The sequence below is a fragment of the Shigella sp. FC1967 genome (genome assembly GCF_001743005.1).
Classification (GTDB): Bacteria; Pseudomonadota; Gammaproteobacteria; order Enterobacterales; family Enterobacteriaceae; genus Proteus.
On record NZ_MIIZ01001309.1, the window covers coordinates 1 to 13,177 of the forward strand.

The following is a 13,177-nucleotide window of genomic DNA, read 5'->3' on the forward strand; positions in this document are numbered from 1 at the left end:
TAAGAAGAAATAATAAAAGAATTAATTTTAAAAAAAAATTTTTTTATAAAAGAATATAAAAAAAAACGCAGAGATCATTGAATAGTAAAAAAATAGAAATGATTTAAAAAATGCCATATTTTTTCAGGGGTGATAATTTCAGGTAATGGAACATCCCAATTAGCCGTAGGGAGAGATCCAACTTGTTGCAAGTATGAGCAAGTCCCATTGGGTAAAATGATTTTTGTTGCCAGTTTTCTAATGTCCTATCGTAAAAACCGCCTCCCATCCCTAATCGTTGACCTTGTGCATCAAATGCCACTAACGGTGTAAAAATAACATCAATATGGGAGATAGGAATAACCCTGTTCACATTTAAAGGCGGTTCAGAAATATTAAAACGATTTTTTACCAACATAGTCGAAGGCGTGTAGCGTAAAAACAGGAGGTGATGGCGATGAAAGGGATGCAATACAGGTAAGCAAACCTGTTTATTTAATGCCCATAGTTGGGAGATCAACGGTGATGTATCAATTTCCCCATCAAAAGAAAGAAACAGTGCAATAGTCTGCGCCTGCTTGATTTTGGGGTGAGAAAGAACGTGTTCACACAGTTTATTAGCAGCCTGTTGTTGCTCATTTAATGTAAGTAAACGTCGTTTTTGGCGAATAGCTTTGCGGATTTCATCTCTTTGCTGAAAAAGTGAAGTGTGTGACATTCATCAATCCATCAATAAGGAGTTGGCATTAAGCGACAACCATCATTTGAATCAATTTATCACACTTTAGAGGTAAAAAAGCGAAGAAGTTAACAAAATATGAGAATAGAAGCATAAAAAAAGTTCTAAACATTAAGTCGCTATAAAATACTTAGTGTTTAGAACCTTAGTAGGGGGTCTCCAAGATGCCGCCGCAAGCTGTAACCCTTGAACCCATGGTCCAAGGTGAACATAGTGTTGCTACCATTAGGCTGCCTGAACGAATCGGGTATGCTCACAAGCAACAGATCACCACGTTCTATGTGTTTCGAATATCGGCTCAGGGGACTGGCCCGCTGGCAAACATCTCAGAGAAATTGGGTGGGTGCGTTAAGCACCTTATCTATGAACTATTGTATTATTTTAATTGTAGAAAGCAACCTATTATCTGTGAATTTCGTGGCATACGCGTGCTTTCTGAACAAATCTACTTCGATGTTGAAAAAGTGCGATCATGGTGCTTGCCTTGATCGTGTAAAGCCTGTTCAATGGATTGTTGTAGCATTTTTATCTTCTCTTCCATGTTGTAGGCGTAGTCTCTGGTTTTTAACTTTTCTTCTGCCAACTCATGACTCATATTTAATGCCACGATAAAAATTAAGTGCTCTGTGTTGGAAACGCCACTGCGTTCTTTGAGATCTTGTAATCGTTGTTCCAGTTCAGCAGCAGAAGCCAGTAAAGCATCTCTTTGTTCTGGTGGGCAATTGACACGTAATGAGCGCCCAAAAATTTGAAGATCAACGGGTTGTGCGGACATGATTCCTTCCTGACATAAAATCTGTGCTACGTGTTTAGTAGTGTATACGGTTATAACGCTGTATTAAACGCTATTACTGCAAAAATTCCAATGATTAACGTGGCTTAACTGGTACAGCGACTTCTATTGATGGTAGCATATCTTGAACTATTCCCCTAAATGCGACGTTTATTCTTATGTCAAAACAGAACACATTACCGAATTACCAAACTATTGATGCATTATTACAGCAACATACAGTACCTTTAACCGCGGCTGAAATGCATGGTTTGATTACAGGATTTATTTGCGGTGCCGTGCGTGATAGCAGTTGGAAAACCTTATTACACGATCTGACCAATGAAGGTTTAGCTTTTCCTAAAACACTATCAGAGCCACTCGAAGAACTTTATCACATCACTCATGAACAGCTTGATGACAGTGTGTTCAACTTCTCTATGTTAGTACCTGACGAATCTGAATCTGTTTTTTCAAGAGCTGATGCCCTTGCGGGTTGGGTTAATCATTTTCTTTTAGGCCTGGGTGTTGCTCAACCTAAGTTGTCTGATCATAAAGAATTGACTGAAGTGATTACTGATTTGCGTAATATTGGTGCACTAGGTTACGAAGAAGACGAAAACCAAGAAGAACTTGAAGATGCGCTTGAAGAAGTTAGTGAATATGTAAAAGTCTCTGTTCAGCTTTGTTATATCACTTTTGTCGCACCAAAAGACAAAGGAAATGACAAACAAAATGAGCAACGTGTACTACATTAATTTCATCATTAATTAGATAACCATAAAGATAAATGAAAGACAGGAGTGGGTATGAATAAGCAAGAATTTTTATCCCGTCGTCAGGCATTATTAGCTCAAATGAAGCCTGCGAGTGCAGCTATCTTTTTTGCCGCACCACCAGCGCAACGTAATGCCGATAGTGAGTATCCTTATCGCCAACATAGTGATTTCCTTTATCTAACCGGTTTCAGCGAGCCTGAAGCTATTCTTGTGCTGATTAAAAGTGATGAAACACATAATCATAGTGTGCTTTTTAATCGTGTTAGAGATTTAACGGCTGAAATTTGGTTTGGTCGCCGTCTTGGACAAGAAGCTGCGCCTGAAAAATTGGGGGTTGATAAGGCGTTACCTTATGAAGATGCGAATGAACAACTTTACCAATTACTAAACGGGTTAGATGTTGTTTATCATGCTCAAGGTGAATATGCGTTTGCTGATGAGATAGTCTTTGGTGCGTTAGAAACCTTAAGAAAAGGTTCTCGTCGTAACTTAAAAGCACCTCAAACTCTTATTGATTGGCGTCCAATTGTTCATGAACAACGCCTATTTAAATCTGATTTTGAACTTGAATTACTGCGCAAAGCTGGAAAAATTACCGCATTAGCACATACGCGAGCGATGCAAAAATGTCAGCCAGGTATGTATGAGTACCAACTTCAAGGTGAGATTGAACATGAGTTTGTCTCTCATGGTGCACGTTTCCCTTCTTATAACAGTATTGTCGGTAGCGGTGAAAATGGTTGTATTCTGCACTACACCGAAAATGAAGCTAAAATGCGTGATGGAGATTTAGTTCTTATTGATGCTGGTTGTGAATATGAAGGTTATGCAGGTGATATCACTCGTACTTTTCCTGTTAATGGTAAATTTAGCCGTCAACAACGCGAAATTTATGACATTGTCTTAAAATCCATCAATGTTTCTTTGGAATTGTACAAACCAGGTACAAGTATCAAAGAAGTGACTGAGCATGTCGTGTATATCATGGTCGAAGGGCTGGTTAAACTGGGCATTATGCACGGTGAAATTGAGCATCTTATTGAGACAAAAGCCTATCAGCGTTTCTTTATGCATAGCTTAAGTCATTGGTTAGGCCTTGATGTTCATGATGTTGGACATTATGGCGTGGAGCGCGATCGTATTTTAGAGCCGGGCATGGTATTGACCATTGAACCTGGACTTTACATTGCGCCAGATGCAGATGTACCACAAGAGTATCGTGGTATTGGTATTCGTATTGAAGATGACATTGTTATCACGGAAACAGGTAATGAGAATTTAACGGCATCTGTCGTTAAAGATCCTGATGAAATTGAAGCTCTGATGGCAGGAAAAATTTAAGGCTAAAATCAGCATGAATGTGATTATTGTGGGTGGTGGAATGGCAGGGGCGACATTAGCACTGGCACTCTCTGCATTAAATAAAGGTAAAATTTCAATATCGTTAATTGAAGCAAGAGAGCCTGACAATGGGCACCCTGGGTTTGATGCAAGAGCGATCGCATTAGCGCATGGAACAGCGAAACGGTTAGAGCAAATCGGGCTTTGGTCAACATTAAAACCTTTTGTCACTCCCATTAATCATGTTCATGTCTCTGATAAAGGTCATTGTGGTTTTGTTAATATTTATGCACAAGACTATGATATCTCAGCACTGGGTTATGTTATTGAATTGCATGATGCAGGACGTCAGCTTTTTGCTAAGTTAAAAAAACAATCCAATATCACACTTTATTGCCCCGCTAAAGTTGAGCAGGTTCAACGTAATATTGATGTTGTTAAGGTAACACTTGATGATGGTACACAATTATCGGGTGATTTACTGATTGCTGCTGATGGTACACACTCACCTGTTGGTCACCAGTGCCATATTCAATGGCAGCGAGAGCCTTATCATCAAGTGGCTATGATCGCTAATGTTAAAACGCAAATCGATCCCCAAGGTAAAGCATTTGAACGTTTTACCGAATTTGGTCCATTAGCCATGTTACCCATGAGTGAAGGGCGTAGCTCATTAGTGTGGTGTCATCCTATTGAAAAATGGGATGAAGTTTCTCAATGGGATGATGAAACAACTATCGCGCATTTACAGCGTGATTTTGGCTGGCGTTTAGGAAAGATAGAGCATATTGGTAAGCGAAATTGCTACCCTTTAGTACTACAAAAAGCCAATCAAATTATTGGTCATCGTTTAGCGTTAGTTGGAAATGCCTCGCAAACGCTTCATCCTATTGCAGGACAAGGTTTTAACCTTGGCTTGCGTGATGTTATGGCGCTCGCCAATACGATCACTCAATCGATTAATGCCAATATTGATATTGGTAGTTATCGAGTACTCTCTCAATATCAACAAATTCGCCAACAAGATAGAGAAAAAACTATCTCTATTACTGATGGATTGGTGAAAGTGTTTGCAAATCGTTGTGTGCCTCTGATTGTCTCTCGCAACTTAGGATTAATGACGATGGAGTTGCTCCCAATGATGAGAGATAAATTGGCGCATCAAACACTTGGCTGGACAGACTAGAGCGTGTTGATCTTTGATAGTCATTGTTAATATCGATCAATATCTAAAATAGTAACTAGTTTGCTTTATAATTTTTTTTTTGTTGTAAAAATAAGCAGAAAAGAACAGCGGCTCTAAAATAATCGCTTTTTAGGATACTTATATTATGAAATCATTTGATGTTGTTATTGCTGGTGGTGGAATGGTTGGGCTTGCATTAGCCAGTGGATTACATGGGTGTGGATTACGTATAGCGATAATAGAAAATCACCCAGTAACGAAGCTTTTTCACCCACAAGATGATTTTTCATTACGGGTATCTGCTATTAATACAGCCAGTGAAATGTTGCTGAAAAAATTAGGTGTTTGGGAAAGTTTACAAGCATTACGAGCTACACCTTATCAAGGTATGGAAGTTTGGGATCAAGATAGTTTTGGACGTATTGAATTTTCAGCACAAAAAGAAGGGTTCAGCCACTTAGGCTCTATTATCGAAAATCACCTTATTCGTGAAGTCCTTTGGCAAAAATGTGAAAGCCATAGTGATATTACCTTCTATTCATCAACGCAGATTGAGCGCGTAGTGTGGGGGGAAAATGATGCATTTATTACCCTTAATGATGGTGAAATGTTGACAGCAAGATTAGTTGTCGGAGCCGATGGCGCCAATTCGTGGTTACGTAAACACGCAGATATTCCCCTGACTTTCTGGGATTACGAACATCATGCCTTAGTGGCGACTATTCGTACTGAACAGCCTCATGAAAATATTGCACGCCAAGTCTTCCATGGTGAAGGCATTTTGGCGTTTCTCCCTCTTTCTGATCCTCATACTTGTTCTATTGTTTGGTCTTTACCCAGCAACCTTGCTGAAAGTTATAAAAACGCAGAAAAAATCCTATTTGAGCGCACATTAGGTGTGACTTTTGATATGCGTTTAGGCCAATGTGAATTAACGAGCGATCGCATGACAATACCATTAACAGGCCGTTATGCTCGCCAGTTTGCCGCTCCCCGCTTAGCGTTATTAGGTGATGCTGCTCATACTATCCATCCTTTAGCAGGACAAGGTGTTAACCTTGGTTTTATGGATGTTGCGGAGTTAATTGGTGAGATCCGTCGCTTAAAAGCAGAAGGTAAAGATTTTGGTGAATATCTCTATTTGAGACGATTTGAGCGTCGTCGTAAACATGCGGCGGCTGTCATGCTGGCAAGTATGCAAGGATTCCGTGAACTTTTTGCTGGCAATAATCCCGTTAAAAAACTCGTCCGAGATATCGGTCTTTCGTTAGCAGATAGTTTACCGGGGGTAAAACCTAAGTTACTCGAGCAAGCAATGGGACTTTCTGATTTACCTGAATGGCTAAGTGATAAAAAATTACACTTCAGTTGAAAAAATCTAATTCCTCTCTTATTTCACATTACTTTTTATTTATATCTGACTGAAGAAATGGAAACTAAAAAAAATCTATTTTTTTCAGTCTATTCTTTGTGCTAATTCTTTTTTTTTTAGTAATTTCTCACTAAAAAATGAGCGCTGATACGCATAATTGCAATCATTAGTTCTGCATACCTATATGTCTACATTATGATGAAGAGACACAATACCCTATTTTAACTTATGGTTTATTTTTTCTCACAATGCTAAGTTCAAAGAGATGGTATCGTTTGCGTTGTACGTTAATTGCTCGTGTTTGTTAAAGCTATGTTTAAAAATAAACTTAAGTTTGAGATTAACACTATGATTTCAAATCAAGTTTAATTTTATATTTAACAAGTTGCGTTCTCTGAATAATCTAAAGTAAAAGTAGAAAGAGGGAAAAATGGCAAAACAGACTCCGTTGTATGATGAGCACGTAGCCTGCGGTGCTCGTATGGTCGATTTTCATGGGTGGATGATGCCGCTACATTATGGCTCCCAAATAGATGAACATCATATTGTACGTCGTGATGCAGGGATGTTTGATGTTTCTCATATGACTATTGTTGACTTACATGGCTCACAAGTTAAAGATTTTCTACGTTATTTATTAGCGAATGATATCGCTAAACTCACCGAAAAAGGTAAGGCACTTTATACCGGTATGCTAAATGCATCGGGGGGGGTAATTGATGATCTTATTGTCTACTATTTTGATGACTCTTTTTATCGCCTCGTTGTGAACTCTGCTACTCGTGAGAAAGATCTAGCATGGATTGAACAACACGCTTCAGATTATGTCGTTGATATCACCGTTCGTGACGATTTGGCATTAATTGCTGTTCAAGGTCCCCATGCACAAGAGAAAGTACAAAGTTTATTGAGTGAAGCGCAACGTCAAGTCGTTTCCGCTATGAAACCTTTCTATGGCGTGGAGCTTGGCGATTTGTTTATTGCAACAACGGGCTATACCGGTGAAGCAGGCTATGAAATTGCAATGCCAAAAGAACAAGCCGTCGATTTTTGGAAAAAATTATTAGCGGTGGGAGTGAAGCCCGCAGGATTAGGTGCAAGAGACACATTACGTTTAGAAGCGGGAATGAACCTATATAGCCAAGAGATGGATGAAACTATTAATCCACTTGAAGCGAATATGGGATGGACGATTGCATGGGCACCAGAAGATCGCCAGTTTATTGGTCGAGAAGCATTAGAAAAATTACGCACAACAGGCACAGATAAACTTGTTGGTCTTGTTATGCGAGAGAAAGGCGTGTTGCGTGCTGGCACTGTCGTACACTTTACGGATGATGTAGGCGAGTTAAGAGAAGGTATTATTACAAGTGGTACTTTTTCGCCTACATTAGGCTTTAGTATTGCATTAGCAAGAGTACCAGCAGGCATAAAAGATAGCGCAATTGTATTAATGCGTAATCGTGAGATGCCCGTCGAAGTGGTAAAACCTGGTTTTGTTCGATCAGGTAGAGCATTGGTATAACACGCACAATTATTTTAAATGGAGAGTAAGGTCAATGAGTCAAATACCTAGTGAATTAAAATACGCACAATCTCATGAGTGGATCCGTTCAGAAGGTAATGGTGAATACACTATTGGTATTACTGAACATGCACAGGAATTATTAGGTGACATGGTGTTTGTTGATCTACCTGAAGTGGGTAGAGAAGTTGCCGCGGGTGATGATTGTGCGGTCGCGGAATCCGTAAAAGCAGCATCAGATATTTATGCACCATTATCGGGTGAAATTATCGCCGTAAATGAAGAATTAGAGGGTTCTCCAGAACTTGTGAACAGTGCGCCTTACGGAGACGGTTGGCTATTTCGCATTAAAGCAAATAATGAAAGCGAATTAGATGACTTACTTGATGCCGCTGGTTATCAAGAATTGGTAGATAGCGAAGAGTAAAACGAAGCGCCCCGTCAAATCAATGCCGGGGCGTTTTTATTTGTTAGCTTGCTATTGTAATGCTATCTCAACATGCTTTAAGCCATATGCTATTTACCTATCCATTCATAGTGAATTCAGGAAATTACTTGCAATGACACAGACTTTAAATCAGTTAGAGTATCGCGATGAATTTATTCGTCGCCATATTGGTTCATCACCAGAACAGATTAAAGAGATGCTCAGTGCTGTTGGCGTCTCCTCATTAAATGAATTAACTCAAAAAATTGTTCCAGATAATATTCAATTAGAAACACCACCAGATGTAGGTGCAGGGGCAACAGAGCAAGAAGCTTTGGCTGAATTGAAAGCGATCGCCAGCCAAAATAAACGTTTTACTTCTTACATTGGAATGGGTTACGCGCCTTCTATATTACCTCCTGTGATTTTGCGTAATTTACTAGAAAATCCGGGTTGGTATACCGCTTATACACCTTATCAGCCAGAAGTTTCTCAAGGCCGTCTAGAATCATTATTGAATTTCCAGCAAGTGACAATTGATTACACAGGAATGGATCTTGCTTCTGCATCGTTGCTAGATGAAGCAACGGCAGCCGCTGAAGCAATGGCAATGGCTAAACGTGTAAGTAAATTAAAAAATGCCGATCGCTTCTTTGTCGCTGATGATATTCACCCTCAAACCTTGGATGTTGTCAGAACGCGTGCAGATACTTTTGGTTTTGACGTTGTTGTTGATAAAGCTGAAAAAGTATTAGAGCTTGAAGGTGTTTTTGGTGTGCTATTACAACAAGTTGGCACAAGGGGTGAAGTTCATGATCATAGCAAGTTATTAGCCGCCCTAAAAGAGCGCAAAATTATTACCAGTGTTGCGGCTGATTTAATGGCACTGGTCGTCCTTACTGCACCAGGTCATCAAGGCGCTGATATTGTATTAGGCTCAGCACAACGTTTTGGTGTCCCTATGGGTTACGGTGGCCCACATGCGGCATTCTTTGCTTGTCGTGATGAATATAAACGTGCGATGCCAGGGCGTATTATTGGTGTTTCTCGTGATGCTGCGGGTAATCGTGCATTGCGTATGGCGATGCAAACGCGTGAACAGCATATTCGTCGTGAAAAAGCGAACTCTAATATTTGTACATCCCAAGTGTTACTTGCCAATATTGCAGCGATGTATGCGGTTTATCATGGACCAGAGGGATTAAAGACCATTGCTCAACGTATCCATCGTCTAACGGATATTTTAGCGGCAGGTTTACAACAAAACGGGATGGCATTACGCCATAAAACTTGGTTTGATACATTAACGATTGATACTGCTGATAAAGCGGCTGTACTACAACGCGCTAAAGAGGCTGAACTCAACTTACGTACTGATATTGTGGGTGCCGTGGGGGTAACGCTAAGCGAAATTACAACTCGTGAAGATGTATTAAAGCTTGTTGAAGTTATTAGTGGTAAAGCATTAGCTGGTGATATTGATGCACTTGATAAACAAGTTGCCTCTTCATCAGTATCAATACCTGCTTCTATGCAACGTAAAGACACTGTGCTGACACATGAAAACTTTCATCAGTATCACAGTGAAACAGAAATGATGCGCTATATGCATCGTTTAGAAAATAAAGATTTAGCATTGAATCAAGCGATGATCCCATTAGGATCATGTACGATGAAACTTAATGCTGCTGCTGAAATGATCCCAATCACATGGCCTGAATTTACAGAGCTACATCCTTTCTGCCCAGCTTATCAAGCGAAAGGCTATCAAGTGATGATTGGACAACTCTCCAATTGGCTTGCTGCATTAACGGGTTATGATGCGATGTGTATGCAACCAAACTCAGGAGCTCAAGGCGAATATGCAGGTTTATTAGCTATTCGTCGTTATCATCAAAGTCGTGGTGAAGGTGCACGACATATCTGTTTGATCCCAAGTTCAGCACACGGTACTAACCCAGCCTCTGCCCATATGGCAGGAATGACAGTGGTCGTGGTGGGTTGTGATGATAACGGTAATATCGATATTGCCGACTTAAAAGCCAAAGCAGAAAAACATCAAGCTGAACTCTCTTGTGTGATGGTGACATATCCATCAACACATGGTGTCTATGAAGAGGGGATCCGTGAAGTTTGTGAAATCATTCATCAATATGGCGGGCAAGTTTATCTTGATGGTGCCAATATGAATGCGCAAGTGGGGATCACAACACCGGGCTTTATTGGCTCTGATGTTTCCCACTTAAATTTACATAAAACTTTCTGTATTCCTCATGGTGGTGGTGGTCCTGGCATGGGGCCTATTGGTGTGAAATCACACTTAGCGCCATTTGTGCCAGGACATTCTGTTGTTGAAATGGAAAATGTCACGACACAAGGTGCGGTTTCAGCTGCTCAATTTGGTAGCGCTTCAATACTGCCAATTAGTTGGATGTATATTCGTATGATGGGTGCGCAAGGGCTTAAACGAGCAAGCCAAGTGGCAATCTTAAATGCGAACTATATCGCACAACGTCTGAAAAATGATTATGACATTCTTTATGCTGGTGCTGATGGTTATGTCGCACATGAATGTATTATCGATATTCGACCATTAAAAGCGAATTACGGTATCAGTGAGATGGATGTGGCTAAACGTTTAATTGATTATGGATTCCACGCTCCAACCATGTCATTCCCTGTTGCAGGGACATTAATGATTGAGCCAACAGAGTCTGAAAGTAAAGTTGAGATTGATCGTTTTATTGAAGCACTGCTTTCTATTCGTGCTGAAATTGCACAGGTAGACAACGGCGTATGGCCAATCGATGACAACCCATTAGTTAATGCACCTCATACTCAATACGAATTAGTACAAGAGTGGTCACACAGTTATAGTCGTGAATGTGCCGTATTCCCAAGTGAAGCAACGAAACAAAACAAATATTGGCCAGCGGTTAAACGTCTGGATGATGTGTATGGCGACCGTCATTTGCATTGTTCATGTGCGCCAATTAGTGATTATGAATAAGCTTTAATCTAGCTATATTCTTAAATTTAAATACCGAGGGTTAAGTTAGCCTTCGGTATTTTTTTATTTAACAAGCACAGTATTGAAGATATTACTTCAGCCAGCCTTTTTTCTGCGCCTCTAATAATTGAGGGTAGAGATATTGCCAGAATTCGGGCCACTGTTTTTCAATAAACAGATTTCTAGCCAAGACTTGCTCTAGACGAATATTATTTTCGACCCAGCTTTGACCTTCATTATGTAAATTCATCAGCATCGGCATGGCACGATCAAGAATATTGGCAAACTGAGATTCGGGCGTTTCCGCTGCATCATACTCGAGCCATAAATTGAGGAAATATTCACTTTGTGGGGAAGGTAATAAAGAGAAAATACGTTTTGCGGCTTTTTGCTCGTGTTCTTTAATGGCTTCGCGAGCGGCAACGTCATACACCATTACATCGCCAGCATCTATTTCAACGATATCATGAACAAGGGCTAACTGAATAACGCGCCCCATATCAATGTTACCAGCATAAGGCTGAAAACTCATCGCGGCAACGGCAAAATGCCAGCTATGTTCTGCGGTATTTTCGGAACGGCTATTGTCTAATACATTATTTTTGCGATAAACACGTTTTAGTTTATCTAACTCCATAATAAAGTTAATCGTATCAGAGAAGGGGCCAAATGCCCCTTTAGGTAATTGTGTCATAAAAATCCGTATTGATTATGATAAATAAGAATTACTCTTCATCTAAAGAATAAGGTAGTGGCTTAATGGATAAGCGACTGATGCTATCGTTTGGAACTCGAAATACACTATCAGGTTCCATATCATTATTCATAACAACTTCAGCCAAAATCGTATTATCAGCCATACGTACAGCACTTAATACCGTTCCCGTTTTGCGCCATTTATCTTCGCTTAATTGCCATTCAACGCTACCACCGATCTCTGGTAATTCAGTAGCACCACCTGATAACAGATACATTGCACGTTTATTGGCGCCTCTGAATTTCGCACGAGATACCATCTCTTGCCCAGTATAACAGCCCTTTTTAAAGCAGATGCTCATTGGTAATGCTTGCAGATTTGTTGCTTGAGGTAAGAATTGTTCAATATTTGGAGTATCAATAATAGGATATCCAGCCTCAATATCTAAGGCTAACCATTGCTCACTATTACTGTTTTCTGCTTCTAGTGTTGTAGCTAGATTTTTTGCGGTTTCTTCGTCTGTTACGATTAAAAAGCGTTCCGTAGGTAAAGGTAATTGAAGAATATAAGTATTATTGTGATTAACGACTTCGTTTGCTTTACGAGGGATATTTGGAAAGTAATTAGCTAATGCAAGCGCAGCGCCTTGCCCTGCTAATCCTAATAAAACGCTATCTGTATTTTCAGCTAAGGTTACTTTTGAAAATACGGCATATTTTTTTAATTCAGCAAGTTGTTTTTGTGCGACATTTTTACGCAAAATATAAGCAAAGCCCTCTTGCTGGTGGAATAAGCGAAGTGTGCTCCACATTTTACCTTTTGCTTCACAGTGTGCAGCCAATGTATGTGTCGTTGTTGGAAGTGCTGCAATATCCGTTGTTAGTTGACCTTGCAGATATTTTTCACTGTCAGCACCTGTTGCTGTTATCAGTGACCATTCATCTAAAGAAACCAGTGTTAATGGCAAATTGATTGCTGCATGAGGGCGTTTAGCCTGAGTAGAATTTTGAGTCATGATATCACCAGCTATTAAATTAATCAGATACATCAGTTATGGTAAAAGAGTGGCAAGACAATACAAGTCATTATTATTTTTAACGCACAGAAAATGAACGTGATAAATAACAAATGAAAGCGTGTTCAATAAGTTGCTCATGAGACTAGACCTGCAAACTGTGATCATTTTGATGTTAAAAATCTTACGATAAGACTATTATCAGTACTAGGCAGAAATAGTGAGTGGTATTTCTTGTTGCTCATGAGACTAGACCTGCAAACTGTGATCATTTTGATGTTAAAAATCTTACGATAAGACTATTATCAGTACTAGGCAGAAATAGTGAGTGGTAT

Annotated in this window: 10 protein-coding genes, 1 other RNA gene and 1 pseudogene; 7 read left to right on the forward strand and 5 right to left on the reverse strand. The window is 39.8% G+C overall.

Annotation, left to right across the window (positions count from 1 at the left end):
• Positions 1-74 precede the first annotated feature (74 nt).
• From BHE89_RS21500 to zapA, 3 genes and pseudogenes are all read right to left on the reverse strand, one after another.
• Positions 75-697, reverse strand: a pseudogene (locus BHE89_RS21500) (5-formyltetrahydrofolate cyclo-ligase).
• Between the two features lie 173 nt (positions 698-870).
• Positions 871-1,054: non-coding RNA, 6S RNA (ssrS, locus tag BHE89_RS21505), on the reverse strand.
• A 109-nt stretch (positions 1,055-1,163) separates the two neighbouring features.
• Positions 1,164-1,493, reverse strand: coding sequence for a cell division protein ZapA (gene zapA / locus BHE89_RS21510; protein ID WP_069367730.1), 330 nt, complete (start codon positions 1,491-1,493; stop codon positions 1,164-1,166).
• 176 nt (positions 1,494-1,669) lie between these two features.
• On the opposite strand from zapA, the gene BHE89_RS21515 reads away from it, so the two are divergent.
• From BHE89_RS21515 to gcvP, 7 genes are all read left to right on the forward strand, one after another.
• Complete coding sequence (locus tag BHE89_RS21515) at positions 1,670-2,248, forward strand: YecA/YgfB family protein (RefSeq protein WP_069367731.1); 579 nt, start codon at positions 1,670-1,672, stop codon at positions 2,246-2,248.
• Between the two features lie 51 nt (positions 2,249-2,299).
• Positions 2,300-3,610: a Xaa-Pro aminopeptidase gene (pepP, locus tag BHE89_RS21520; RefSeq protein WP_069367732.1), complete on the forward strand. Its 1,311-nt coding sequence runs from the start codon at positions 2,300-2,302 to the stop codon at positions 3,608-3,610.
• Between the two features lie 13 nt (positions 3,611-3,623).
• Positions 3,624-4,796: a 2-octaprenyl-6-methoxyphenyl hydroxylase gene (ubiH, locus tag BHE89_RS21525; RefSeq protein ID WP_069367733.1), complete on the forward strand. Its 1,173-nt coding sequence runs from the start codon at positions 3,624-3,626 to the stop codon at positions 4,794-4,796.
• A 145-nt stretch (positions 4,797-4,941) separates the two neighbouring features.
• Positions 4,942-6,168 (forward strand): FAD-dependent 2-octaprenylphenol hydroxylase, encoded by a 1,227-nt coding sequence (gene ubiI, locus BHE89_RS21530; protein ID WP_128860768.1) that lies wholly within the window; start codon positions 4,942-4,944, stop codon positions 6,166-6,168.
• A 430-nt stretch (positions 6,169-6,598) separates the two neighbouring features.
• Positions 6,599-7,693, forward strand: coding sequence for a glycine cleavage system aminomethyltransferase GcvT (gene gcvT / locus BHE89_RS21535; RefSeq protein WP_069367735.1), 1,095 nt, complete (start codon positions 6,599-6,601; stop codon positions 7,691-7,693).
• Positions 7,694-7,727: 34 nt separating this feature from the next.
• Entirely contained in the window at positions 7,728-8,120 is a 393-nt protein-coding gene (gcvH, locus tag BHE89_RS21540) for a glycine cleavage system protein GcvH (RefSeq protein WP_069367736.1), read from the forward strand.
• A gap of 133 nt (positions 8,121-8,253) precedes the next feature.
• Positions 8,254-11,130, forward strand: coding sequence for an aminomethyl-transferring glycine dehydrogenase (gene gcvP / locus BHE89_RS21545; RefSeq protein WP_069367737.1), 2,877 nt, complete (start codon positions 8,254-8,256; stop codon positions 11,128-11,130).
• A 91-nt stretch (positions 11,131-11,221) separates the two neighbouring features.
• Here the strand turns inward: gcvP and BHE89_RS21550 are convergent, their stop codons facing one another.
• Positions 11,222-11,824, reverse strand: coding sequence for an HD domain-containing protein (locus tag BHE89_RS21550; protein WP_069367738.1), 603 nt, complete (start codon positions 11,822-11,824; stop codon positions 11,222-11,224).
• 31 nt (positions 11,825-11,855) lie between these two features.
• Positions 11,856-12,842 (reverse strand): tRNA-modifying protein YgfZ, encoded by a 987-nt coding sequence (ygfZ, locus tag BHE89_RS21555; protein WP_069367739.1) that lies wholly within the window; start codon positions 12,840-12,842, stop codon positions 11,856-11,858.
• Between the last annotated feature and the right edge of the window lie 335 nt (positions 12,843-13,177).